22 protein-coding genes are annotated in these 25,238 nt (G+C 67.5%); 16 read left to right on the plus strand and 6 right to left on the minus strand.

Annotated features, from left to right (window positions below; translation table 11 throughout):
- Position 1 precedes the first annotated feature (1 nt).
- Genes cyoB through trhA form a run of 7 tightly spaced genes read left to right on the plus strand, consistent with a single transcriptional unit; the run spans position 2 to position 6,485 of the window.
- A complete protein-coding gene (gene cyoB / locus ACTG4X_RS27300) occupies positions 2-2,005 on the plus strand; it encodes a cytochrome o ubiquinol oxidase subunit I (RefSeq protein WP_093057980.1) in 2,004 nt (667 codons plus the stop codon).
- A complete protein-coding gene (gene cyoC, locus ACTG4X_RS27305) occupies positions 1,998-2,651 on the plus strand; it encodes a cytochrome o ubiquinol oxidase subunit III (RefSeq protein WP_093057981.1) in 654 nt (217 codons plus the stop codon). Before cyoB ends, cyoC begins: the two co-directional genes overlap by 8 nt.
- Positions 2,648-3,046, plus strand: a complete 399-nt coding sequence (cyoD, locus tag ACTG4X_RS27310) for a cytochrome o ubiquinol oxidase subunit IV (RefSeq protein ID WP_093057982.1) — start codon at positions 2,648-2,650, stop codon at positions 3,044-3,046. The genes cyoC and cyoD overlap by 4 nt, the downstream gene beginning before the upstream one ends.
- Positions 3,046-3,840 carry an SURF1 family protein gene (locus ACTG4X_RS27315; protein WP_440532408.1) on the plus strand — a complete coding sequence of 265 codons (795 nt, stop codon included), beginning with the start codon at positions 3,046-3,048 and terminating at the stop codon, positions 3,838-3,840. Before cyoD ends, ACTG4X_RS27315 begins: the two co-directional genes overlap by 1 nt.
- On the plus strand, positions 3,797-5,233 hold the full coding sequence (locus tag ACTG4X_RS27320; protein WP_177192784.1) for an ATP-binding protein: 1,437 nt from the start codon (positions 3,797-3,799) through the stop codon (positions 5,231-5,233). The genes ACTG4X_RS27315 and ACTG4X_RS27320 overlap by 44 nt, the downstream gene beginning before the upstream one ends.
- Positions 5,214-5,759, plus strand: coding sequence for a response regulator transcription factor (locus ACTG4X_RS27325; RefSeq protein ID WP_093057984.1), 546 nt, complete (start codon positions 5,214-5,216; stop codon positions 5,757-5,759). The genes ACTG4X_RS27320 and ACTG4X_RS27325 overlap by 20 nt, the downstream gene beginning before the upstream one ends.
- A gap of 36 nt (positions 5,760-5,795) precedes the next feature.
- Positions 5,796-6,485 carry a PAQR family membrane homeostasis protein TrhA gene (trhA, locus tag ACTG4X_RS27330; protein WP_177142429.1) on the plus strand — a complete coding sequence of 230 codons (690 nt, stop codon included), beginning with the start codon at positions 5,796-5,798 and terminating at the stop codon, positions 6,483-6,485.
- A gap of 10 nt (positions 6,486-6,495) precedes the next feature.
- Here the strand turns inward: trhA and ACTG4X_RS27335 are convergent, their stop codons facing one another.
- From ACTG4X_RS27335 to ACTG4X_RS27345, 3 genes are all read right to left on the minus strand, one after another.
- A complete protein-coding gene (locus tag ACTG4X_RS27335; RefSeq protein WP_093057985.1) occupies positions 6,496-6,720 on the minus strand; it encodes a SlyX family protein in 225 nt (74 codons plus the stop codon).
- 65 nt (positions 6,721-6,785) lie between these two features.
- Positions 6,786-7,682, minus strand: a complete 897-nt coding sequence (locus ACTG4X_RS27340; protein WP_440532409.1) for an SDR family NAD(P)-dependent oxidoreductase — start codon at positions 7,680-7,682, stop codon at positions 6,786-6,788.
- A gap of 45 nt (positions 7,683-7,727) precedes the next feature.
- Positions 7,728-8,471, minus strand: coding sequence for an SDR family oxidoreductase (locus tag ACTG4X_RS27345; protein ID WP_440532410.1), 744 nt, complete (start codon positions 8,469-8,471; stop codon positions 7,728-7,730).
- A gap of 123 nt (positions 8,472-8,594) precedes the next feature.
- On the opposite strand from ACTG4X_RS27345, the gene ACTG4X_RS27350 reads away from it, so the two are divergent.
- Positions 8,595-9,491: a LysR substrate-binding domain-containing protein gene (locus ACTG4X_RS27350; protein WP_440532411.1), complete on the plus strand. Its 897-nt coding sequence runs from the start codon at positions 8,595-8,597 to the stop codon at positions 9,489-9,491.
- A gap of 7 nt (positions 9,492-9,498) precedes the next feature.
- Here ACTG4X_RS27350 and ACTG4X_RS27355 read toward each other — a convergent pair whose 3' ends face one another.
- Positions 9,499-11,010: an MFS transporter gene (locus tag ACTG4X_RS27355; RefSeq protein WP_440532412.1), complete on the minus strand. Its 1,512-nt coding sequence runs from the start codon at positions 11,008-11,010 to the stop codon at positions 9,499-9,501.
- Between the two features lie 107 nt (positions 11,011-11,117).
- Between ACTG4X_RS27355 and ACTG4X_RS27360 the strand changes: the two genes are divergently transcribed.
- Positions 11,118-12,044: a LysR family transcriptional regulator gene (locus ACTG4X_RS27360; protein WP_093057990.1), complete on the plus strand. Its 927-nt coding sequence runs from the start codon at positions 11,118-11,120 to the stop codon at positions 12,042-12,044.
- On the opposite strand, the gene ACTG4X_RS27365 is transcribed toward ACTG4X_RS27360, so the two are convergent.
- Complete coding sequence (locus tag ACTG4X_RS27365) at positions 12,045-13,718, minus strand: AAA family ATPase (protein WP_440532413.1); 1,674 nt, start codon at positions 13,716-13,718, stop codon at positions 12,045-12,047.
- A gap of 93 nt (positions 13,719-13,811) precedes the next feature.
- Entirely contained in the window at positions 13,812-16,328 is a 2,517-nt protein-coding gene (locus tag ACTG4X_RS27370; protein WP_440532414.1) for an ABC transporter permease, read from the minus strand.
- Positions 16,329-16,529: 201 nt separating this feature from the next.
- On the opposite strand from ACTG4X_RS27370, the gene ACTG4X_RS27375 reads away from it, so the two are divergent.
- The 7 genes from ACTG4X_RS27375 (at position 16,530) to ACTG4X_RS27405 (ending at position 25,238) form a co-directional block, all read left to right on the plus strand.
- Positions 16,530-16,823: a hypothetical protein gene (locus ACTG4X_RS27375; protein ID WP_097198250.1), complete on the plus strand. Its 294-nt coding sequence runs from the start codon at positions 16,530-16,532 to the stop codon at positions 16,821-16,823.
- A gap of 90 nt (positions 16,824-16,913) precedes the next feature.
- Positions 16,914-19,991, plus strand: a complete 3,078-nt coding sequence (fdnG, locus tag ACTG4X_RS27380; protein ID WP_143696751.1) for a formate dehydrogenase-N subunit alpha — start codon at positions 16,914-16,916, stop codon at positions 19,989-19,991.
- A gap of 3 nt (positions 19,992-19,994) precedes the next feature.
- Complete coding sequence (fdxH, locus tag ACTG4X_RS27385; RefSeq protein ID WP_093178654.1) at positions 19,995-20,960, plus strand: formate dehydrogenase subunit beta; 966 nt, start codon at positions 19,995-19,997, stop codon at positions 20,958-20,960.
- Positions 20,961-20,970: 10 nt separating this feature from the next.
- Positions 20,971-21,594: a formate dehydrogenase subunit gamma gene (locus ACTG4X_RS27390; RefSeq protein ID WP_097198248.1), complete on the plus strand. Its 624-nt coding sequence runs from the start codon at positions 20,971-20,973 to the stop codon at positions 21,592-21,594.
- A gap of 10 nt (positions 21,595-21,604) precedes the next feature.
- Positions 21,605-22,633 (plus strand): formate dehydrogenase accessory protein FdhE, encoded by a 1,029-nt coding sequence (fdhE, locus tag ACTG4X_RS27395; protein WP_440532415.1) that lies wholly within the window; start codon positions 21,605-21,607, stop codon positions 22,631-22,633.
- Positions 22,633-24,081: an L-seryl-tRNA(Sec) selenium transferase gene (selA, locus tag ACTG4X_RS27400; protein WP_440532416.1), complete on the plus strand. Its 1,449-nt coding sequence runs from the start codon at positions 22,633-22,635 to the stop codon at positions 24,079-24,081. Before fdhE ends, selA begins: the two co-directional genes overlap by 1 nt.
- Before the next feature lie 41 nt (positions 24,082-24,122).
- Positions 24,123-25,238: an acyl-CoA dehydrogenase family protein gene (locus ACTG4X_RS27405; RefSeq protein WP_097198245.1), complete on the plus strand. Its 1,116-nt coding sequence runs from the start codon at positions 24,123-24,125 to the stop codon at positions 25,236-25,238.

Genomic DNA, 25,238 nt, shown 5'->3' on the forward strand with positions numbered 1-25,238 from the left:
GATGTTGCAGAACCTAGACCTGACGAAGCTCGTCTTCGGCCGCCTCTCATGGGAGGCGATTCCCTTCCACGAACCGATCCTGCTCGCGACCTTTGCGGGCGTGGTGCTGGGCGGCATCGCCGTCCTCGGCGCACTGACCTACTTCAAGCTGTGGGGCATGCTGTGGCGCGACTGGATCACCAGCATCGACCACAAGAAGATCGGCATCATGTACATCATCCTGGGCCTGGTGATGCTGCTGCGCGGCTTTGCCGACGCGCTGATGATGCGGGCCCAGCAGGCGATGGCCTTCGGCGACAACGCCGGCTTCCTTCCGCCGCACCACTACGACCAGGTCTTCACCGCCCACGGCGTGATCATGATCTTCTTCGTGGCGATGCCGCTGGTCACGGGCCTCATGAACTTCGTGGTGCCGCTGCAGATCGGCGCGCGCGACGTGGCCTTCCCGTTCCTGAACAACTTCAGCTTCTGGATGACCACCTTCGGCGCCGGCCTCGTGATGGCGTCGCTGTTCGTCGGCGAATTCGCCAAGACCGGCTGGCTGGCCTACCCGCCGCTGTCGGGCATTCTCTTCAGCCCCGACGTGGGGGTCGACTACTACATATGGTCATTGCAGATAGCGGGGGTGGGCACATTGCTATCCGGCGTGAACCTGCTGGCGACCATCGTGAAGATGCGCGCGCCCGGCATGACGATGATGAAGATGCCCGTGTTCACCTGGACCGCGCTGTGCACCAACGTTCTGATCGTTGCAGCCTTCCCGGTGCTGACCGCCGTGCTGGCCCTGCTGTCGCTCGACCGCTACGTCGGCACCAACTTCTTCACGAACGACCTCGGCGGCAACGCCATGATGTACGTGAACCTGATCTGGATCTGGGGCCACCCCGAGGTGTACATCCTGATCCTGCCGGCCTTCGGCATCTTCTCGGAAGTGGTCTCCACCTTCTCCGGCAAGCGCCTCTTCGGCTACGCCTCGATGGTGTACGCCACGGTCGTGATCACCATCCTGTCGTACCTCGTCTGGCTGCACCACTTCTTCACCATGGGCTCCGGTGCCAGCGTGAACTCGTTCTTCGGCATCACGACGATGATCATCTCGATCCCGACGGGCGCGAAGATCTTCAACTGGCTCTTCACCATGTACCGCGGCCGCATCCGTTTCGAGCTGCCCATGATGTGGACCATCGGCTTCATGATCACCTTCGTGATCGGCGGCATGACCGGCGTGCTGCTGGCCGTTCCCCCGGCCGACTTCGTGCTGCACAACAGCCTGTTCCTGATCGCCCACTTCCACAACGTGATCATCGGCGGCGTGCTGTTCGGCATGCTGGCGGGCATCACCTACTGGTTCCCGAAAGCCTTCGGCTACAAGCTCGACCCGTTCTGGGGCAAGTGCTCGTTCTGGTTCTGGATCGTCGGCTTCTGGTTCGCCTTCATGCCGCTGTACATCCTGGGCCTGATGGGCGTCACCCGCCGCATGAACCACTTCCAGGACATGTCGCTGCAGATCTGGTTCCAGGTTGCCGCCTTCGGCGCCGTGCTGATCGCGCTGGGCATCGCCTCGTTCATCATCCAGCTGGTGGTGAGCTTCATTCGCCGCGAATCGCTGCGCGACACCACGGGCGACCCGTGGAACGGCCGCACGCTCGAATGGTCGACCTCGTCGCCTCCGCCGGCCTACAACTTCGCGTTCACGCCGCGCGTGCATGACAACGACGCCTGGTCCGACATGAAGGCCCGCGGCTACCAGCGTCCGCTGGAAGGCTTCAGCCCGATCCACATGCCCAAGAACACGGCCGCCGGCTTCATCATCGCGGCGCTGGCCGCGGTGGGCGGCTTCGCAATGATCTGGCAGATGTGGCTCGTGGCCGGCATCGGCTTCGTCGCCATGCTCGCCGCAGTGATCATCCACACGTTCAACTACAAGCGCGACTACCACATCCCCACGGAAGAAGTCGTCAGCACCGAAGACGCGCGCACGCGCCTGCTAGCTGCCCATGTCTAACACCACCGCTCTTTCCGCCGGCAGCGCCGGCCAAGCGTCGAACGCGCCCGCGTTCGAGGTCTTCAACGTCCGCAACGAAGACCACCACCCCGAGAACGGCACGCTGCTGGGCTTCTGGCTCTACCTGATGAGCGACTGCCTCATCTTCGCGTGCCTGTTCGCGGTGTACGGCGTGCTGGGCCGCAGCTACGCGGCCGGCCCCTCGGGCGCCGACCTGTTCGACCTGCCGCTGGTGGCAATCAACACCTCGCTGCTGCTGCTGTCGTCCATCACGTACGGCTTTGCCGTGCTCGAGATGCAGAAGCGCCGCATGGGCGCCGTGCTGGTCTGGCTGGCCATCACCGGCCTGCTGGGCGCGGGCTTCATCGGCCTGGAGCTGTACGAGTTCGCGCACCTGATCCACGAAGGCGCGGGCCCGCAGCGCAGCGCCTTCCTGTCGTCGTTCTTCGCACTGGTGGGCACCCACGGCCTGCACGTGACCTTCGGCATCGTCTGGCTCATCGTGCTGATGATCCAGCTGCCCAAGCACGGCTTCACCGCCGCCAACCGCCGCCGCCTGATGTGCCTGTCGATGTTCTGGCACTTTCTGGACGTGGTCTGGATCGGCGTCTTCACCTTCGTGTATCTGATGGGATCGCTGCAATGAGCGCGCACACCGAAACCGCCGGCCACGGCGCACATGGCCATGACAGCCACGACGATGGCCCGGTGAGCCACAGCACCTTCAAGGGCTACATGACCGGCTTCGTGCTGGCCGTGATCCTCACCGCCATTCCGTTCTGGCTCGTGATGGCCAAGGTCTTCGACAAGCCCAACACCACCGCCCTGGTCATCCTGGCCTTCGCCGTGGTGCAGATCGTGGTGCACATGGTGTACTTCCTGCACATGGACGCCAAGTCCGAAGGCGGCTGGAACATGCTGGCGCTGATCTTCACGCTCGTGCTCGTGGTCATCACGCTGGCCGGTTCGCTGTGGGTCATGTACCACATGAACACCAACATGATGCCGGCCTCGATGCACGACATGAAGAACATGCCCTGATGGCGGCAGCGGTCCGCCAGCGTTCCACCGCCGCGCGGGTGGCGCTGGCGGTCGGCGCAGCCCTCGCCTTTGCCGGCTTCTTCGCGCTCGGCACCTGGCAGGTCGAGCGCAGGGCCTGGAAGCTCGATCTCATCGCCCGCGTCGAACAGCGCGTGCATGCCCCGGCCAGCGCGGCCCCCGGGCGAAACGAATGGCCCACGGTCAACGCGGCCAACGACGAATACCGGCATGTCCGCCTTGCCGGCACTTTCCTCCACGACAAAGAGACGCTGGTGCAGGCCAGCACCAAGCTTGGCGCCGGCTTCTGGGTGCTGACCCCGCTGCGCAGCGGGGACGGCACCGTGGTGCTCGTCAATCGCGGCTTCGTGCCGCCTGAAGCACGCGAACGCCCGGCCCGCACCGCGCCAGAGCCACAGGGCGAGACCACCGTGGCCGGCCTGCTGCGCCTCACCGAGCCCAAGGGCGGCTTCCTGCGCAAGAACGACGCGGCCGCCGATCGCTGGTTCTCGCGCGACGTGCAGGCGATTGCCGCGGCGCGCGGCCTGAACGACGTCGCGCCCTACTTCGTCGATGCCGAGGCCGCACCCGCGCAAGCCACGGCCACCATCGACACCCCCGCATGGCCCGCCGCCGGCCTCACGGTCATCGCCTTTCCCAACAGCCACCTGGTTTACGCCCTTACGTGGTACGGCCTGGCCCTGATGGTGCTGGTCGCGGCCTGGTTCGTGCGGCGCAGCGAAAATGTGGCCCATGCCGAAGCCCGCCCCGCCCAAGATGCTCGCCGCGACGACTGACACCGCCGCGGTCGCGGGCGAGCTGCACGCTCCCCGCGCCGGCGTCGCGAGCCTCGACAACGCCACCGGCCACCAGAACATGCAGCAGCTGATCCAGCTGCGCTGGTTCGCCGTGGTCGGGCAGGTCGTCACCATCCTGGTGGTGCACTACGGCTTCGCGATCCGGTTGCCGCTGGACCACATGCTGCAGGTGCTGACCTGCCTTGCGCTCTTCAACATGGTGAGCCTGCTACGTTCGCGCAGCCACCGGCGCGTGACCAACGGCGAACTGTTCCTCGCGCTGCTGGTCGACGTGGCCACGCTCACGGCGCAGCTTTACCTGAGCGGCGGCGCGACCAACCCCTTCGTGTTTTTGTTCCTGCTGCAGGTGACACTCGGCGCGGTGCTGCTGAAGCCCTGGTCGACCTGGACCATCGTGGTCATCACCAGCATCTGCTTCGCCGGGCTGGCGCTGTTCTCGCGTCCGCTCGCGCTGCCGCTGGACCACAACCGCGGCCTGTGGAGCCCCTACATCCAGGGCATGCTGGTGTGCTTCGCGCTGAACGCGGCGCTGCTCGTGATCTTCATCACCCGCATCGGCCGCAACCTGCGCGCGCGCGACGCCCGGCTGGCCGACCTGCGCCAACGCGCCTCGGAAGAAGAACACATCGTGCGCATGGGCCTGCTGGCTTCGGGTGCGGCGCACGAGCTGGGCACGCCGCTGGCCACGCTCGCGGTGATCCTGGGCGACTGGCGCCGGCTGCCGCATTTCAGCTCCGACCCCGAGCTGCTGACCGAGGTGGCCGAGATGGAACTGCAGATCCAGCGCTGCAAGAGCATCGTGAGCGGCATCCTGCTGTCGGCCGGCGAGGCGCGTGGCGAGTCGTCGGAAGAAACCACGGTCAGCACCTTCCTCGACGACCTGATCGAAGAGTGGCGCACCACCCGCCCCGTGGAAGACTTCGAATACGACAACCGCTTTGGCCGGGACCTGCCCATGGTCTCCGACTCGGCCCTCAAGCAGATGATCTGCAACGTGCTCGACAATGCGCTGGAGGCGTCGCCGCACTGGCTGCGCCTCGAGGCGGCGCACGACGCCGACGCGCTGACGATCACGGTCACGGACGCAGGCCCCGGCTTCCTGCCGGCCATCCTGAAGGAGTTCGGCAAACCCTATCAGTCGAGCAAGGGCCGCCCCGGCGGTGGGCTGGGGCTGTTCCTGGTCGTGAACGTGGCGCGCACGGTCGGCGGCCGCGTCGCGGCGGCCAACCGGCCCGAGGGCGGCGCCATCGTGAAGATCACGCTGCCGCTCGCGGCCATCGTGCTGGAAGAAGAAGAGGCGGAAGAGGACGACGAAAAGGTCCTCGACGGCGAGACCATCGAAGTGGAAGGCAATGACCGAAACCGAAGCTGAGCGCCAGTTGCTGATCGTCGAGGACGACGACGCCTTCGCGCGCGCGCTCGGCCGCTCCTTCGAGCGCCGCGGCTATGCCGTGACGCAGGCAGGCAACCTCGCGGAAGTCGACGCCCTGCTGGCCACCGCGTCGCCCGGCTACGCGGTGGTCGACCTGAAGCTCAACGGCGAGGCCTCGGGCCTGGCCGCCGTGCAGATGCTGCACCGGCACAACCCCAAGATGCTGATCGTGGTGCTGACGGGCTTCGCCAGCATCGCCACCGCCGTGGAAGCCATCAAGCTCGGCGCCTGCCACTACCTGGCCAAGCCGTCGAACACCGACGACATCGAGGCCGCCTTCGGCCGCGCCGCCGGCACAACAGAGGTCGAGCTGACCAACCGCTCGACCTCGATCAAGACGCTCGAATGGGAGCGCATCCACGAGACGCTGGCCGAAACCGGCTTCAACATCTCGGAGACCGCGCGCAGGCTCGGCATGCACCGGCGTACGCTGGCGCGCAAGCTGGGCAAGCAGCAGGTCAAGTAGGCAACCACTACATCCCTCCATCTGCATGAGGTTCCGATGACGACAGCTCCCTCCCAGACGCAACCCTCGCAGCGCACCTCCGTGCTGGCAGCCCGCGACCAGACGGCGATGGAAGAACTCTTCAATGCCCTGAGCCACGGCCTGGGCCTGGCGCTGGCCATCGCCGCGCTGCCCATCCTGGTCTACAACGCGGTGCAGAAGGGGCAGGCCGCGGGCGTGGTCGGCGCCTGTCTTTTCGCGGGCACGGCCATCGTGCTGTACCTGATCTCCACGCTGTACCACGCACTGCCCATGGGCCGGGCCAAGGCCTGGTTCAACCGGCTGGACCACGCGGCCATCTACCTTTTCATCGCGGGCAGCTACATGCCCTTTCTCTTCGGCGTGCTGCGCGGGCCGCTGGGGTGGACGCTGTTCGGCGCCATCTGCGCGGCGGCCGTGCTGGGCGTGAGCGCCAAGCTGTTCAACCGGCTGCAGCATCCGCTGTGGTCGACCGGACTCTATGTGGCGATGGGGTGGATGGCGCTGATGGCTGCGGTGCCGCTGTACGAGCGCATGTCACCGGCAGGGCTGGGTTGGCTCGTGGCCGGTGGGCTCTTCTATACGGCGGGCGCCGTGGTGTTCCTGTTCGACAACAAGGTGCGCTTCGCGCATTCGGTGTGGCACCTGTTCGTGCTGGCGGGCAGCACCTGCCATTTCTTCGCCGTGCTCTGGCACTCGCACGGCTGATCTTCCTGACTCAGTAATGCGGCGGTAGCTCGTCGCGCGGGTTGCGCGCGGCGCCGTCCTGCATCGCGTTCTGGCTCTGCTCCTTGAGTTGCGTGACCTGCAGGATCAGCCGGTCGATCTGCTGCTGCTGGCGGTAGATCGTCATGTTCAGCTGGTCGAGCAGGTCTTCGGCGTAGCTCGACTTGATCTCGAGCTCGGTCACGCGTTCCGCGAGGTCGTGGGGTGGGTTTTCCATGCCGCTATTGGACAGGAAGACCGACCCACCTTTTATGACGCCTCCCTTAGCCTCCTCTTAGCCTCTTAGCGCCGTACCTTCGCTTCGAGCAGATCGCCCATGCCGATGCGCTTCGCGAACTCGATGCGCACACGCTCCGACACCTCGAACACCTCCGTCGCACCGTCGCCCACGAAGTCGATCAGCGAGCGCATCGGCCGCGTGCCGGCGGGCAGGCCCACGATGCGCACGATCTCGTCGGCCACGGCCTGCGGGTCGGCGTTGTCGGGCGTCAGCGCCGAGAGGCGTTCGCCGATCTGGTCCATCACGCCGTCGTAGCGGCTGTAGGCGGCGGCAGTCGCGATGTCGGCCGGCTTGCCCGCGCTCGGGAAGTGGTCGGTGCCCCTGGTGAAGGCGCCCGGCACGACGATGGAAGTCTCGATGCCGAAGCGCGCGATCTCGTAGGCCAGCGTGACGGCCAGCGAATCCATCGCCGCCTTGGCCGCGCCATAAGGGCCCATGAACGGCGGAAAACCGCCCTTGGTGGTGGTGCTGCTGATCCACAGCATCAGCCCCGACTCCTGCCTGCGCAGGTACGGCAGCACCGCGCGGTTCACGCGCTGCGCGCCGAGCACGTTGGTGTCGAACACCTTCACGATCTCTTCGGGCGTGAAGGCCTCGGTCGGACCGACCACGAGGTGGCCGGCGTTCTGCATCACCACGTCGAGGTGGCCCTGCTCGCGCACGATGGTCGCGGCGGCGGCATCGGCCGAGTCCTGCGAGAGCACGTCGAGTTCGAGCGGGTGCAGCTGAATGTTCTTCGCCGCAGCGAGCGAGCGCAGTTCGGCGGCGCGGCCGGCATTGCGGCCCGCGATGTCGCGCATCGACGCGTAGACGACGTGGCCGGCTTCGGCCAGCGATTGCGCGCTGAGCTTGCCAATGCCGGTGCCAGCACCGGTGACCAGGATGATCTGCTTTTGCATGAGGTTTCTCCGTATGGGTTGGGTTGATCCGAGAAAGCGAATGCCTCAGGCCACGCCGCCGTTGGCGCGCAGGACCTGCCCGTTGACCCAGCCCGCGTCCGGGCCGGCGAGGAAGGCCACCACCGAAGCGATGTCCTCGGGCTGGCCGAGGCGCTGCAGCGGGGGCATCCTGGCGAAGGTCTGGATCTGTTCTTCGGTCTTGCCGTCGAGGAACAGCGAGGTGGCGATCGGGCCCGGCGCCACGGCGTTCACCGTGATGTTTCGGCCGCGCAGTTCCTTGGCGAAGACGTGCGTGAAGGCCTCGACCGCCGCCTTGGTGGCGTTGTAGATCGCATAGCCGGGCATGTTCAGCGCGAGCGTGGTGCTCGAGAAGTTGACGACGCGCCCGCCCTCGTTGAGGCGCGTGGCGGCTTCGCGCAGCGTGTTGAAGGTGCCGCGCACGTTGATGTCGAAGGTCTGGTCGTAGAGCGCGTCCGTGTGCTCGGCCAGCGGCACGGTCTTGAGCACGCCGGCGTTGTTGACCAGCACGTCGACCTTGCCGAGCTGCGCCTCGACTGCGTCGAACATGGCGCGCACTTCGCCGGCGCTGGCCACGTCGGCCTTGACCGCGAAAGCCTTGCCGCCAGCGGCCTGCAGTTCGGCGACGAGGGCGTCGGCCTGCGCCGGGCTCGACGCGTAGTTGACGGCGACCGCGAAGCCGTCCTTGGCGAGCCGCCGCGCAATGGTGGCGCCGATGCCGCGCGATGCGCCGGTGACGAGGGCGACTTTGGAGTTGGAGGACTTGTTCATGGCTGTTTCCTTTGCAGTGGTTGGTTGGTGAGACGAATGATCGATCGTTCCAACCTAAAGATAATTAGCCTTGAATCGCCATTACCATTTCATTTACTTCAACAATAGATCCGGAGCCCGGCCATGGACCGCTTCCAGGAAATGCTGGCCTTCGTGCGCATCGCCGAGCGCCAGAGCTTCACGCAGGCGTCCGAAGACCTGCAGATTCCGCGCGCCACCGTCACCAACCTCATCAAGCGCGTGGAGCAGCGCCTGGGCACCCGGCTGCTGGAGCGCACCACCCGCACCGTGCGCCTCACGCAGGACGGCGAGGCCTACTACCGCCGCTGCGTGCGGCTGCTGGCCGACGTGGAAGAGGCCGAAGGCCTGTTCCGCGACGAGGCGCCCAAGGGCCTGCTGCGCGTGAACCTGCAGGGCACGCTGGCGCGGCATTTCGTAGTGCCCGCGCTGCCGGCGTTCCTGGCGCGATATCCCGACCTGGAACTGCACATCGGCGAGGACGACCGGCTGGTCGACCTGGTACGCGAAGGCGTCGACTGCGTCCTGCGCGCGGGCACGCTGCAAGATTCATCGATGGTCGGGCGGCGCGTGGCGCTGCTGCCGCAGGTCACGGTCGCGAGCCCGGCCTACCTGGCGCAGCATGGCGAGCCCGAGAGCGTGGAAGCGCTGTCGGTGCACCGCGCCATCCACTACATCTCCAGCGCCACGGGCAAGGCGGTGCCGCTCGAATTCACGGTCGATGGGCGGGTGACGAGCGTGCAGCTCGGCGGCATCGTCTCGGTGACGGGCGCCGACCTGTACACCGGCTCGGCCGTCGCGGGCCTGGGGCTGGTGCAGGTGCCGCGCTATCGCGTGGCCGGCGAACTCGCAGACGGGCGACTGAAGGTGCTGCTGCCCGGCTTCGCGCCACCGCCGATGCCGGTCTCGGTGCTCTATGCGCAGAACCGGCAGCTGTCGTCGCGGGTGCGAGTGTTCACGCAATGGCTGCGCGACATCTTCGAAGCGGCAGCGCAAACCTGAGCAGGTCTCAACAGGCCGTCGACTCCAGCGCCACGGCACCAGTCTCGGCGTGTGTCTCGCCGCGCAGGAACGCGAACACCACCAGCGCCGTCATCACCGTCACGCCTGCCAGCACGCAAAGCAGCGTGCCGAATGCGGCGCCGTAGGCATGCAGCAGCGCCGCGCGGTCCATGCCGGGCAGCAGGGCCAGCGCCTGCGACATGTTCCCGGTGGTCACGCGCTGCGCCGCCTGCGATGCGGCGGCGGCATGCCCCAGTTGCGCCGTCACAAGTGCCGTCAGTCCGGCCCCCACCAGCGCCAGCGCAATCCCCTCCCCCGCCACTCGCACGGTGTTGAAGATGCCCGATGCCATGCCCGCCCGCTCGCGCGGCACCACACTCACGGCCAGCCCGTCCATCAGGCCCCACGGCAGGCCGATGCCGGCGCCGATCAACAACAGCGGCCACACGATGTCGTGCAGCGGCGTGCCCGGCGCGCAGCGGCTGAGCCAGAACAGCCCCGCCGCGCACACCAGCAGCCCCACGGCCGAAATCACGCCCGCCGAGAACCGGTGCGCAAGCGATGCCGCCAGCGTCGGCACGATGAGAATCGGCCCCGAGAGCGCGAACATGAAAGTCCCCGCCTCGATCGCGCTGCGCCCTTCGAGCCCGATGAAGCGGATCGGCAGCAGCACCAGCAGCACGACGAAGCCATAGGCCGGCGCGGCAGCCAGCAGTTGCACGCCCACGAAGCGCGGAAAACGGAACAGCGACAGATCGAGCATGGGATGCGCCACGCGCCGCTCGATGGCGATGAAAGCCGTGCCCATCAGCGCCGCGCCCGCCAGCGCGCAAAGCACCCACGGGCTGCCCCAGCCGCTGTCGGGCGCCTGCAGTACGCCGAGCGTCAGCAGGCTCAGCGCGGCGGTGAAAGTCGCCGTGCCCGGCATGTCGAGCCCCATGGCATCCGGATTGCGCGACTCGCGCATGCTCGGCGCGGCGATGCACAGCGCCACGAGGCTGACCGCGCCAGGGCTCAGCATCACCGCCTGCCAGCCGAAGCTCTCGGCGAGCCAGCCCGAGAGGATGGAGCCGCACGACAGCCCCACGCCGAACGAAGTGCCGATCAGGCTGAAGGCCCGCGTGCGCGCCGCGCCGTCGAACACCTGCGCCAGCGCGGCCGTGCCCGCCGCGAAGGCCGCGGCCGAGCCCAGCCCCTGCAGGGCCCGCGCCAGATCGAAGGCGACGATGCCCGGGGCCAGCGTCAGCAGCGAGCTGCTCAGCGCCACCACCGCGAGCCCCAGCAGGAACACGCGCTTGCGCCCATAGGCATCCGCCAGCGCCCCGGCCGCCATCAGCGTGGCGCCGAAGCTCAGCATGAAGGCGTTGGTCACCCAGTTGAGTTGCACCGGGCTGCCGCCCAGCGCATCGCGGATCGCGGGCAGCACCACCGCCGGGCCGGTGAAGCTCAGCGGCATGCCCAGCGCTGCCAGGCAGACGGCGGCCAGCAGCCAGTTCTTGTTGGGAGAAGACGTGGACATCGAAGGCTTTCACGCAGGAGAAAGGAAGCCACAGAAGATAGAAAGGAATCAATGGAATGAAAATGGCGCCATTGATCCTCACACTCCCAACCCAGGGTTGTTAATCCATGGACAGCTTCAGCGGACTCGAATCCTTCGTGCGTGCGGCCGACCAGCTGAGCTTTGCCAAGGCCGGCCGGCAGCTGGGCATCTCGGCTTCGGCGGTGGGCAAGAACGTCGCACGGCTCGAGCAGCAGCTCGGCGTGCGCCTTTTCAACCGCACCACGCGCCACACGCGGCTGACGCAGGAAGGCGCGCTCTTCCACGAGCGCTGCCGCCGCATCCTCGACGAGCTGGACGATGCGCGCGCCATGATGCAAGACGCCGTCGCCGCCCCGCGCGGCCGCCTGCGCGTGAGCCTGCCGACCATCGGCTACCGCTTCCTGCTGCCGATCCTGCCGGACTTCAAGGCGCGCTACCCCGAGATCGAGCTCGACCTCGACTTCAACGACCGGCTGGTCGACGTGATCGCCGAGGGCGTCGACGTGGCAATTCGCAGCGGCGACCTGGTCGATTCGCAACTGGTGGCGCGGCGGCTCGGCCCGTTCCAGTTCGTGCTGGTGGCGTCACCGGCTTATCTCGAACGCCACGGCGTGCCGCAGGTGCCGGCCGACCTGATACAGCACGCCTGCCTGCGCTACAAGTTCGTGACCGGCGGCAAGGTCGAGGAATGGGACCTGCCCGGGCTGCCCGCGCAACTGCCGCCCGGCCTGCTGTGCAACAACATGGAAGCCATGCTGGGCGCGGCCGTGGCCGGACTCGGCGTGGCCTACATGCCTGACTTCCTGGCGCGCGATTCGCTGTACCGAGGCGAGCTTCAGCGCGTGCTGGCCACGCACCTCGTGCGGCAGGGGCAGTTCTCGGCGCTGTGGCCGTCGAGCCGGCAGTTGTCGCCGAAGGTGCGGGCGTTTGTGGACTTTGCGGGGGAGCGGATGTTCAAGGAGGGCGACGAAGTCCCGCCCACCCCGGTCACGAGGCAGGCCACGCGCGGATGATCAGCCCGGTTCCACCTGCTCGGCGACCGCCTCGGCAGGCGCAGCCATCGGCACAGGAGTCGCAGCCACGTTGACGGGTGGCACCGCGACCGGCGCGACGACCGGTTCGGCGACAGGCTCAACGACTGCGGCAACGGGCGCCACTTCGGCAGGCGCGGCCACGGCGGCAGGCATCACCTCCGCGGGCTTGGCCGCCCTGGCAGGCTTCACGCCCTCTGCAGTCACCGTTTTTGCAGCCGCCGGCTTCGTCGGCTCCGCCTTCACAGCCACCGGCTCGCTCCCAAGCCGGCTCAGTGCCAGTGCCGCCTTCAGCGGGAACAGCGTGCGCTCGTCGCCCTCCGCGGCATTGCTCACAGTGGTGCCGCTGGTCTCGCCGAGGCTGGCCGTGCGCACCGAGTCGAGCCGATGCGCAGGCACCATGAACGGCGAGTGCGTGGTGTAGATGATCTGGTTGCCGAAGTCTTTCTCGAAGTGCGCCAACAGGTCGGCCTGCGAGTGCGGGTGCAGGTGCAGCCCGGGTTCGTCCAGCAGCAGCACCGCGTCTTCCGCACGCCCGCCCTTCGTGTCAGCAAAGAACGCGATGTAGAACGAGAAGAACCACTGGAAGCCGCGGCTGCGTTCGTCGAGGTTCACTTCGACCTCGTAGGCGCCGTTCGGGTCGGACACCAGCGTGTCGAGGTACTGGCCGTCGAGGTTGAAGCGCACTTTCAGCGGACGATCTTTCCAGAGGCGGCGGATCTCTGCCGTCACCACCGAGCCGGCACGGTTGACGAGCTGGTTGCGCGTGGCCTGGTCGTTCTTTTCGAGCAGGTCGTGCAGCTTCTGCGGATCGAGCCCCGCGACCTTGCACAGCTTGCCGAAGCTCTGCTGCTCGGGCGTGAGCTGGCCCCAGCCCTGGCGCCCCAGGTATTCGGCGATGTTCTGGCGGCCGGGCAGTGCCGGGTATTCGTCGACATAGACGAAGCGCGGCAGCTTTTCGATCACCCAGGCCTGCGCGCGGGCGAGCGCGGGCGTGTCGTTGGAGATGGACAGGGCCATGTCTTCCAGCTCGGCCAGCATCTGCTCCTGCTTGTCGCTGAGTTCGGCGCCCGCCACGGCCAGCGCCTTGCGCAGGGCCTGCGCCGCCTTGACCGCGCCGGCCGACCACTTGATGTAGTCGGGGCTCATGATCATCGCGGCGTCGAAGGTGTCGGCCTCCTGCTCGAGCGTGGCCTTCGCTTCCTCGGCGACCTTTTCTGCGGCGGCCTTCACGGCCGGCACGATCTTGCGGACCTTGCCCTTGATGTCGCTCACGTCGAGCGACAGCGCCGTGAGCCCTTCGAGCCCGGCCTGGCGCGCCGTGCCATAGCCGCGGGCGGCGGTAACGTGGCGCACGCCCGCCGCGCGCGGCAGGATCGCCGCCAGCTCTGCCTGCTCGCTCTCGTCCAGGCTCCAGCGTGTGAAGACAACAGGGGTGTCACCGGTGCACTCTTCCAGGCGCCGGTGGCGGGGAAAGTCCTTGATGGGGCTGAGTTCGGCCAGGCCCTCTGCGGGGTTCAGGCTGTGGAGTGCGCGCAGCAGGTTCGATTTGCCGCTGTCATTTCGACCGAGGATCGCCGTGATCTGTGTGGAGTCGATGAGGCCGCTGTCGTTGATCGAGCGAAAGTTGGTGATCTGGAATGACGCCAAGCGCATGTAGAAAGATTCTTCCGAGTGAATTGAATACGGGGTCGGGGAATGTATTGCATTCCACGACCCCGTTCGGCTCGACCCCGAAGAAAAAGATGGCTACTCGGCAGCGCGCCGCAGCGTGTCGACCACCGGGCGGCGCAGCACGTCGCGCAGGCCCCACCATCCCGCGCCCAGCGCCAGCACCGCGCCGGCCAGCGCGCCGGCCACCGGCACGATGGGCGAGGCAGTCCAGGTGAACTCGAACACAAAGCGCGCCAGGGCCCAGCCGATCACCGAAGCCACGATGCTCGCGAGAAAACCAGCGAGCAGCCCGACACCCACCAGCTCGGCGCGCTGCACCTGCCGCAGCAGGCTGGCGCGCGCGCCCACCGCGCGCATCACCGCGAACTCGCGTGCCCGCTCCTCGCGCGTGGCCGTCACCGCCGCGAACAGCACCACCAGCCCGGCCGCGAGCGTGAAGCCGAACAGGAACTCGACCGCGCGGATCACCTGGTCGAGCACGCGCTGCACCTGGTTGATGGTGGCGCTCATGTCGACGTTGGTCACGTTCGGGTAGCTGCGCACCAGTGCGTTGTCGAAGCCCCGGGTCTCGGGCGCGCGGAAGGCGCCCATGTAGGTGGTGGGCACGTCGGCCAGCGAGGCCACCGTGTACATCACGAAGAAATTGGCGTGCATCGAGCCCCAGTCGACCTTGCGCAGCGAGGTGATGCGAGCCTCGTTCTGCATGCCGCCGATGTCGAAGCGCAGCATGTCGCCGAGCTTGAGGCCCAGCGTCTCGGCCAGGCCCTCTTCCACGCTCACCTCGCCCGCCGCCTCGGGCGTCCACTTGCCCGAGGTGATGGTGTTGTGCGCGGGCGCATCCACGCTGTTGCTCAGGTTGAACTCGCGGTCCACCAGGCGCTTGGCGCGGTCTTCGGCGTAGTCGTCGGGCGTCACGGGCTTGTCGTTGATGGCGATCAGCCGGCCGCGGATCATCGGGTACCAGTCGAACTTGCCCACGCCCGCGTCGCGCAGCGACTTCTGGAAAGCGTCGCTCTGGTCAGGCATGACGTTGATGACGAAGCGGTTCGGCGCATCGGGCGGCGTGGCCTGGCGCCAGCTCGCGACGAGGTCGGTGCGCAGCAGCACCAGCAGCACCAGCGCCAGCAGGCCGACCGACAGCGCGCTGACCTGCACCACCGCGTACGCCGGCCGCGCCGAAATCTGCCGCGTGGCCAGCACCAGCCAGCGCGGCGCCGTCGTTTCGTTGACGCTGCGTCGCAGCACCTTCACCGCCAGCCAGCTCAGCAGCGCGAACACCGCCACCGCACCCGCGAAGCCGCCGACCGCGATCAGCCCCAGCTTGATGTCGCTGCTCGCCGCCATCAGCAGCGCCGCGAAGCCCGCCACGCCAACGCCCAGCACCGCGAGCGATGCCGGCTTGAGCCCGCCCACGTCGCGCCGGATCACGCGCAGCGGCGGCACTCGGGCCAGCTGCAGCACAGGCGGCAGGCCGAAGGCGAACAGCAGCGTGAGCCCCATGCCGAGCCCGAAGGCGACGGGCCACAAGGTGGCCGCGGGCAGCGCGGTTTCGACCAGCCCCGCCAGCAGCAGCACGAACACGTAGTGCACCGCGAAGCCGATCGCCACGCCCAGCCCGCTGGCCACGATGCCGATCACCGCGAACTCGAAGGAATAGGCCACGGCGATGGTGCGCTGGCTCTGGCCCAGCACCCGCAGCATCGCGCAGTCGTCGAGGTGGCTGGCCGCGAAGCCGCGCGCGGCCAGCGCCACTGCCACGGCCGACAGCAGCGCCGCGAGCAGCGCGACCAGGCTCAGGAATTTCTCGGCGCGGTCCAGCGTCTGGCGCATCTCGGGGCGGCCGCCCTCGAAGGAATCGAGCCGCACGCCGCGCAGCTCGCCCTTCTTGATGGTGGCGTCGGCCCAGTCGCTGAAGCGTTTCACCGCCGCGTCGCTGCCCGCCACCGCGTAGCGATAGCCGACGCGGCTGGCGGGCTGCACGAGCCCGGTGCGCGGCACGTCGGCCTGGTTGAGCATCACGCGCGGCGAGAAGCTCATGAAGCCGGCGCCACGGTCGGGCTCCAGCGTGATGACGCGGCCGACGCGCAGGCCGGTGTCGCCCAGCAGCATCGTGTCGCCGACCTTGAGCGCGAGCGAGTCGAGCAGCGAGGCATCGACCCAGACCTCGCCCGGCGGCGGGATGTCGCGCGTGACGGCGCCCGGCCCGTCGATGGTGGTGGAGGTCTGCAGGTTGCCACGCAGTGGGTAACCAGCGGCCACGGCCTTCAGCGCCACCAGCTTGCTGGCGCCGCCCTGCGCGTCCCCGGCCCGCGCCATGGTCGGAAAGCCGTAGGTGCCGCTGCCTTCCAGGCCCAGCGATTTCGCCTGCGCCACGAAGGCCTCGGGCGTCGGGTTGTCGCTGACGATCACCGCGTCGCCGCCCAGCAGCTGGCGCGCGTCGCGCTTGAGCCCGCCCTGCAGGCGGTCGGCGAAGAAGCCGACAGCCGTGAGCGCGGCCACGGCCAGCACCACGGCAACGATCAACAGGCGCAGTTCGCCGGCGCGCAGGTCGCGCCAGAGCGTGCGCCAACCCAGGCGGAGGGAGGCATTCATGGCGCGAACGATAGCCGACGGTCGGGGGCGCGGCTGGATTCAAGGGTTATTGCGCCCTTTCGGCCCTTGATCCCGACAGGATGCTGTCGCATGATGCGACAAACGTATCCCGTTTGTCGCAAACCGGGCACTCCCGGCAAGCGAAAAACGAGGCCATAAAAACAGCCCGTTGTCAGACCCGTCCTTCCCCAAGGAGTGTCGATGCCCCGATGTCAGCGTTTGCAGATCGTCGGCCTGTGCCTTGTCGCAGGCATGCTGGCGAGTGCCTGCGATCCCAAGGTCCCCACGCCGAAGGCCGAAGGCGGCACCACCGGCGCGAGCCCGACGGGCATCAAGCCCGCCGAGTCCGGCGACAAGGTCGAATCCTCCGCTTCCCACAAAGGCCCGTCCGAAGGCGGCACAGCCATCGGCGGCATGAGCGGCCCGGGCGGCGGCTCTTCCGGCGGCGCGGCGCCCGCGCCGAGCGGTGGCGACGGCACTGCGGCGCCCAAGTAGCGCGGCCCGACTGATTCATTCAATCAAGTTTCCCGGCAAAAAGAAGATCACGATGAAACACCCCACTTCACCGCTGCAGGAGGTCACGTCATGGACATGAACCGCCGGCAATTCTTCCGCGTCAGCAGTGCGGGGCTGGTCGGCTCCAGCATCGTGGCGCTCGGCTTCTCGCCGACCGCCGCGCTGGCCGAGGCCCGCAACTTCAAGCTCGCGCGCACCACCGAGACCCGCAACACCTGCCCGTACTGCTCGGTGGGCTGCGGGCTCATCATGTACAGCCTTGGCGACAAGGCGAAGAACGTGGTGTCCGACATCCTCCACATCGAGGGCGATGCCGACCACCCCGTGAACCGCGGCACGCTGTGCCCCAAGGGCGCGGGCCTGCTCGACTTCGTGCACAGCCCCAACCGGCTGAAGTACCCCGAGGTGCGCGAGGCCGGCAGCACCGAATGGAAGCGCATCGGCTGGAACGAGGCGCTCGACCGCATCGCCAAGCTGCTCAAGGCCGACCGCGACGCCAACTTCCAGACCACCAACGCCGAGGGCAAGACCGTGAACCGCTGGACCAGCAGCGGCATGCTCTGCGCCTCGGCCTCGTCCAACGAAACGGGCTACATCACCCACAAGGCATTCCGCTCGACCGGAATGCTGGTGTTCGACAACCAGGCACGCGTTTGACACGGACCTACGGTGGCCAGTCTGGCCCCGACGTTCGGACGAGGCGCGATGACCAACCATTGGCAGGACATCCAGAACGCGGATGTCGTGCTGATCATGGGCGGCAATGCCGCGGAGGCGCATCCGTGCGGCTTCAAGTGGGTCATCGAGGCCAAGAAGCAGAACAAGGCGCGCCTTGTCGTGGTCGACCCGCGCTTCACGCGCTCGGCCGCCATGGCCGACTACTACGCCCCGATACGCGCGGGCTCGGACATCGCGTTCCTCGCGGGCGTCATCAACTACCTGCTGGGCAACGACAAGATCCAGACGGAGTACGTGCGCAACTACACCAACGCGCCGTTCATCGTCGGGCCTGACTACAAGTTCGAGGACGGCCTGTTCAGCGGCTACAACGCCGAGAAGCGCAACTACGACCCCAAGTCGTGGGGCTACGCGCTCGACGAGCAGGGCATGGCCAAGGTCGACATGACCATGCAGGACCCGCAGTGCGTGCTGCAGGTGATGAAGCGGCACTACTCGCGCTACACGCCCGAGTTGGTGAGCCGCATCACCGGCACGCCGCAGGACAAGTTCCTGAAGGTGTGCGAGTACATCGCGAGCACCAGCACGTCCACGCGCACCATGACCATCATGTACGCGCTGGGCTGGACGCAGCACAGCCAGGGCTCGCAGATGATCCGCACCGGCGCCATCGTGCAGCTGCTGCTGGGCAACATCGGCGTGCCCGGCGGCGGCATGAACGCGCTGCGCGGCCACAGCAACATCCAGGGCCTGACCGACCTGGGGCTGCTGTCGAACTCCCTGCCCGGCTACATGTCGCTGGCGCGTGACAGCGAGCAGACGCTGGACGTCTACTACAAGACCCGCGCGCTGAAGCCGCTGCGTCCCAACCAGATGAGCTACTGGCAGAACTACCCGAAGTTCTTCGTCAGCATGCAGAAGGCGTGGTGGGGCAACGCGGCCACGGCGGAGAACGAGTGGGCCTTCCACTACCTGCCGAAGATCGACAAGCTCTACGACATCCTGCAGGCCTTCGAGCTCATGAACCAGGGCAAGCTCAACGGCTACATCTGCCAGGGCTTCAACCCGGTGGGCTCGTTCCCGGACAAGAAGAAGATCGTCGATGGGCTGTCCAAGCTCAAGTTCCTCGTCACCATCGATCCGCTGATGACCGAGACCAGCGAGTTCTGGCGCAACTTCGGCGAGTTCAACGACGTCAAGACCACCGACATCCAGACCACGGTGTTCCGACTGCCATCGACCTGCTTCGCGGAGGAAGACGGCTCGCTCACCAACTCCAGCCGCTGGCTGCAGTGGCACTGGAAGGGCGCGGAGCCGCCAGGCGAGGCCAGGGGCGACATCGAGATCATCGCGGGCATCTTCAACCGCATTCGCACGGCGTACGCGAAGGACGGCGGCGCGTATCCCGACCCGATCGTCAACCTTACCTGGCCCTACAAGATTCCGCACTCGCCTTCCGCACAGGAACTGGCGATGGAATACAACGGCCGCGCGCTGACCGACCTGCTCGACCCGAAGGACCCGACCAAGCCGCCAACGGTCAAAGCCGGCGAGCAGCTCTCGGGCTTCGGCCTGCTGCGCGACGACGGCAGCACCGCCAGCGGCTGCTGGATCTACAGCGGCGCATGGACGCAGGCCGGCAACCAGATGGCACGGCGCGACAACGCCGACCCGTACGGCATCGGCATGGTGCAGAACTGGGCGTGGGCCTGGCCCGCGAACCGGCGCATTCTGTACAACGGTGCCTCGACCGATCCGGCCACCGGCAAGCCGTGGATCGCCAAGCGCGGCCTCATCGCGTGGAACGGCAAGCAGTGGACCGGCGCCGACGTTCCCGACATCCGGCCCGATGCGAACCCGACGGAAGCCGACGCGGTGCGCCCGTTCATCATGACAGCCGAGGGCGTGGCCCGGCTCTTCGCGCCGACGGGCATGGCCGAAGGACCACTGCCCGAGCACTACGAACCCTTCGAGTCGCCGCTGGTCAACAACCTGATGCACCCGAACAACGAGAAGGCGCGCGCCAACCCCGCGGCACGCATCTTCAAGGGCGACCTCGAGCGTCTCGGCGTGCCGAAGGACTTCCCGTACGTGGCGACCAGCTACCGGCTCACGGAGCACTTCCACTACTGGACCAAGAACGTGCGCACCTCGGCCATCATCCAGCCGCAGCAGTTCGTCGAGATTGGCGAAGAGCTGGCGAAGGACAAAGGCATCGCCAATGGCGACATGGTGAAGGTGTCGAGCAAGCGCGGCTTCATCAAGGCCGTGGCGCTGGTCACCAAGCGCATCGTCGGGCTGCAGGTCGATGGCCGTACCGTGCACACGGTGGGGTTGCCGAACCACTGGGGCTTCGTCGGCGTGGCCAAGCCGGGGTATCTGGTGAACACGCTCACGCCTTTCGTGGGCGACGCGAACACACAGACGCCCGAGTACAAGTCGTTCACCGTGAACATCGAAAAGGCCTGAGCGATGTCTTCCCTTCAAACCCTGGACATCGCTGCCCGATCGGCCACGACCACGCCGTCGCCCGACATCCGCAGCCGCCCGCAGGTGCAGCAGGTGGCCAAGCTGATCGACGTGTCGACCTGCATCGGCTGCAAGGCCTGCCAGGTCGCATGCATGCAGTGGAACGACCTGCGCGACGACGTGGGCACCATGCATGGCACCTACGACAACCCGGTCGATCTCACGCCGTCCTCATGGACGGTGATGAAGTTCTCCGAAGTCGAACCCGAGGCCGGCAAGCTCGAATGGCTGATCCGCAAGGACGGCTGCATGCACTGCGACGACCCGGGCTGCCTGAAGTCGTGTCCGGCGCCGGGTGCCATCGTCAAGTACAGCAACGGCATCGTCGACTTCATCAGCGAGCATTGCGTGGGCTGCGGCAACTGCGTCACCGGCTGCCCCTTCGACGTGCCGCGCATCAGCAAGGCCGACAACAAGGCCTACAAGTGCTCGCTGTGCTCCGATCGCGTGGGCGTGGGCCTGGAGCCGGCCTGCGTCAAGGCCTGCCCCACGGGCGCGCTGCATTTCGGCACCAAGGAAGACATGCACGAGTACGCCTCGGAGCGCATCGTCGACCTGAAGGAGCGCGGCTTTTCCAACGCCGGCGTGTACGACCCGGCCGGCGTGGGCGGCACGCACGTGATGTACGTGCTGCAGCACGCCGACCGGCCGGGCCTGTACGCCGACCTGCCGAAAGACCCGCACATCAGCCCGCTGGTGTCGCTGTGGAAGGGCGTGGCCAAGCCGCTCGCGATGGTCGCCATGATCGGCGCCGTGGTGGGCAGCTTCTTCCACTACATGAAGACCGGCCCCATCGAGCCGAAGGACGAGCATCCGGATGCCGACCGCGATGGCAAGCCCGACGACGTGGTGGTGATCGAAGAGCCGCCTGCGTCACCCCCCGCACCATCCACCGCGCCCCGTGCATGAGGAGAACGCGATGACACGCTACTACCTTCGCCGCTACCGCGACGCCACGCGCATGAACCACTGGTTCGTCGCGATCATGTTCTTCGCGGCCGCGCTCTCGGGCCTGGCCTTCTTCCACCCGAGCCTGTTCTTTTTGAGCACGCTGTTCGGCGGCGGGCCGTGGACGCGCATCCTGCATCCGTTCATGGGGCTGCTGATGGTGCTGGGCTTCGTGTTCCTGTTCGGCGCGATGTGGCGCGAGAACATCCTCGACCGCGGCGACCGCGAGTGGATCGCCAACGCGCCGAAGATGCTCAAGGGCGACAAGTCATCCATGCCGCCGGTGGGCAAGTACAACGCGGGGCAGAAGCTGGTGTTCTGGGCCTTCGGTGTCAGCCTGCTGCTGTTGCTGGTGACGGGCTTCATGTTCTGGAGCCCGTGGTTCGTCGGGTTCTTCCCGATCCTCCTGCGGCGCATCGCGGTGGTGGTGCACTCGGTGTCGGCCGTGGTGCTGATTATTTCGGTCATCACGCACATCTACGCGGCCATCTGGGTCAAGGGCACGCTGCGCGCGATGACGCGCGGCACGGTCACGGAAGGCTGGGCCAAGCTCAACCATCCCCTGTGGCATCGCAAAATGACGCGAGGTGAGTGATACTGCCCCGATGACGAGTTCCACCGGCAGCCCACCGCCGATCCGGACCACCCGCATCCTCGATCCTGAACAGATCGCGATGCAGGCCGGACGGCAGATGCCGTTCCTGCGTTTGCCGGTTCGGTCCCTCGTGTTCTCCGACCGGCAATTGCGGCTGCGCCAGCTCGCAGCTTCGCATTCGATGCGGGAGTACCTGATCTTCATCGCCGATCTTGCGCAGGCGCAGCACCAGGTGCTGCAGGACTACGCACCGGTCACGTTGCCCGAATCCGATTCGCTCGAAGCCGCATCGAAGGTGCTGAAACCGCCGATGCCCGCTTTCGGCTGGACGCGCGATCCGGTGTGGCTGCAGGAGCTTCGCCGTCTGCTCGGCCTCTTCCGCGCACGGCTGCCCGAAGGCCCCGCACGCGACACGCTCGACCGCGTGGTGGCGGCCGACGATGCGTGGATCAACGAGCAGGCCGACCGGCTCTCGCGCCGCATCATGTTCGGCCTCGACCTCGCAGCCGCGCCACTGATTGCCGCGGGGCTGCAGGCCTACTGGACGCAGCTCGTGCTGCAGGTGGCCGACCGCGAAGGCGAGAACATCTTCGGCCGCACCGATCCCGGCAACGAATGCCCCTGCTGCGGCAGCGTGCCCACCGCGAGCATCACGCGCATCGGCGCCGACGAAGCGGGCTTTCGCTACCTGCACTGTTCGCTGTGCAGCACCGAGTGGCACTACGTGCGCATCAAGTGCACGCACTGCGAGAGCACCAAGGGCATTCACTTCGAATCGCTCTCCCCGCAACCCGGCGTGGAGCTGCCGGCCACCGGCGCGCGCGAAGGCGCAGTCAAGGCCGAGTGCTGCGACAGCTGCGGCCACTACCTCAAGCAGATCGCGATGGAGAAAGACCCCGAGGTCGAGCCCGTCGCCGACGACCTCGCCAGCGTCACGCTCGACCTGCTGGTGTCCGAAGCCGGCCATCAACGCAGCGGCCACAATTTGATGCTGCTGTTCGGCGACCCCGAAATCCCCGACGACGGCGGAGGCGGCTGATGGCAGCGCCCGAAGAGTCCGTGGTCCACGGCTCGACGGCAAGGCCCCAGGATCTGCCTTCTGTCGATCAACTGCTGCGCCTCGCCGTGCCGGGCGCATTGCTGGCCGAGCATGGCCATACGCTGGTGGTGAAAGAGGCCCGTGCGCTGCTCGAAGGGCTTCGCGCGCGGGCTGTGGCGGGCAAGCTGATGGCCGCCGAGGTGCGGCACGACGCACTCGGCGATGCGCTTGCGGCGCGCATCCAGGCCCGCCTCGCGCCGCGCATGCGCGCCGTGCTCAACCTCACCGGCACCGTCATCCACACCAACCTCGGCCGCGCACTGCTGGCCGACGCGGCGCTGCAGCGGCTGCTCGCGGTGATGACATCGCCCAACAACCTCGAATACGACCTCGCCACCGGCAGCCGCGGCGATCGCGACTCGCTGGTCGAAGAGCTGCTGTGCAGCATCACCGGCGCCGAGGCCGCCACGGTGGTCAACAACAATGCGGCCGCCGTGCTGCTCACCATCGCGGCACTGGCACGCGATCGCGAAGTGATCGTCTCGCGCGGCGAGCTCGTCGAGATCGGCGGCGCCTTCCGCATGCCCGACGTGATGGCCAGCGCGGGGGCGCGCATGGTCGAGGTCGGCACCACCAACCGCACGCATCCGCAGGACTACGAGCGCGCCATCAACGAACACACCGCGCTGGTGATGAAGGTGCACACCAGCAACTACGCCGTGCAGGGCTTTACCGCCGCAGTCGACGAAGCCACGCTCGCCGGCATCGCGCATGCACGCGGCGTGCCGCTGGCGACTGACCTGGGCAGCGGCTCGCTGGTCGACCTCGCGCACTACGGCCTGCCGCGCGAGCCGCTGCCGCAGGAGATGCTTGCAGCCGGCTGCGATGTGGTCACCTTCTCGGGCGACAAGCTGCTGGGCGGTCCGCAGGCCGGGCTGATCGTCGGCAGCAAGGCCGCCGTGGGCCGCATCCGCAAGTTCCCGATGAAGCGCGCGCTGCGCATGAGCAAGCTGCCGCTGGCCGCGCTCGAAGCCACGCTGTCGCTGTACCTGCGGCCCGAGCGTCTTGCGCAAGACCTGCCGACGCTGCGGCTGCTCACACGGCCCGCCGATGCGATCCGCGAAATGGCCGAGGCGTTGAAGGCGCCCGTGCAGGCGGCGGTGTCACCGCGCTTCACCGTCGAAGTCGTGCCGCTGCTCGGGCAGATCGGCTCCGGCTCTCTACCTGTCGAGCGGCTGCCCTCGGCCGGCCTTGCGCTCGCGCCGGCCGGCACGTCGAAGAAGGGCACGGGCACTGCGCTCGACGCCCTCGCCACCGCGCTGCGCGGCCTGCCGCTGCCGGTGATTGGCCGCATCGCGGAAGACCGCCTGCTGCTCGACCTGCGCTGCCTGGAAAACAGCGCGCCCTTCACGGCCCAGCTCGGCGCACTGCGCGAGCGGCTTCAGTAGACCGATCTCTCACTCAACCCACCACCTGTCTGGAGAAAGCGATGAATCCCCTCGAAGTGCTCGCCGGTATCGAAACGCAAACGCTGCAGCCCTCGGCCCAGCGCACCGACAGCGAGGGACGCTTTCCGCGAGAGACGATCCAGGCGATGGGCCAGGCCGGCCTGCTCGGCCTGGTGTCGGCCACCTCGGTCGGCGGCCAGGGCCTGGGCCTGAAGGAAGCCGCGCAGGTGGTGTCGCGCATCGCGCAGACCTGCCCGTCCACCGCGATGGTGGTGTGCATGCACTACTGCGCCACTGCCGTGCTCGAACAGTTCGGCCCCGAAGCCACGCGCCGCGCGATTGCCGAGGGCAAGCACCTGAGCACGCTGGCCTTTTCCGAAGCCGATTCGCGCAGCCACTTCTGGGCGCCCACCGGCACTGCCCGCGCAGATGGCGCGAACGTGGTGCTCGATGCCCGCAAGAGCTGGGTCACCTCCGCCTTCGAGGCCGACAGCTACGTGTGGTCGAGCAAGCCGCTGGCGGCCGAAGGCGCCAGCACGCTGTGGCTGGTCGATGCCAAGTCCGACGGCCTGAGCCAGCCCGGCCGCTTCGACGGGCTGGGGCTGCGCGGCAACGCCTCCACGCCGATCACCGCGAAGGACGTGCGCATCGCAGCCGGCGCCCGGCTCGGCGAAGACGGCAAGGGCTTCGACGCCATGATGGGCGTGGTGCTGCCGTGGTTCTCGGTGCTCAGTGCCGCGTGTTCGACCGGCCTGATGGAAGGCGCCTTGAGCCGTGCCATCGGCCATGTGAGCCAGACGAAGCACGTGCACCTCGATTCGTCGCTGGCCGACCTGCCGACCATTCGCGCCTACCTGGCACGTGCGCGCATCAAGGCCGACATGGTGCAGGCGCTGCTCGACGACACCATGGCCGCCATCGGCGCGAGCCGCCCCGACACCATGCTGCGCGTGCTCGAAGTGAAGGCGGCTGCCGCCGAAGCTGCGCTCGAAGTCACCGACATCGCCATGCGCGTGTGCGGTGGCGCGGCATTCCGCAAGGAGGCAGGCATCGAGCGGCTGTTCCGCGATGCGCGCGCATCGAGCGTGATGGCGCCGACCTCCGACGTGTTGTACGACTTCATCGGCAAGGCCATTACCGGCCTGCCGCTGTTCTGA

It is taken from the genome of Variovorax sp. YR566, assembly GCF_051992195.1.
GTDB lineage: Bacteria > Pseudomonadota > Gammaproteobacteria > Burkholderiales > Burkholderiaceae_C > Variovorax.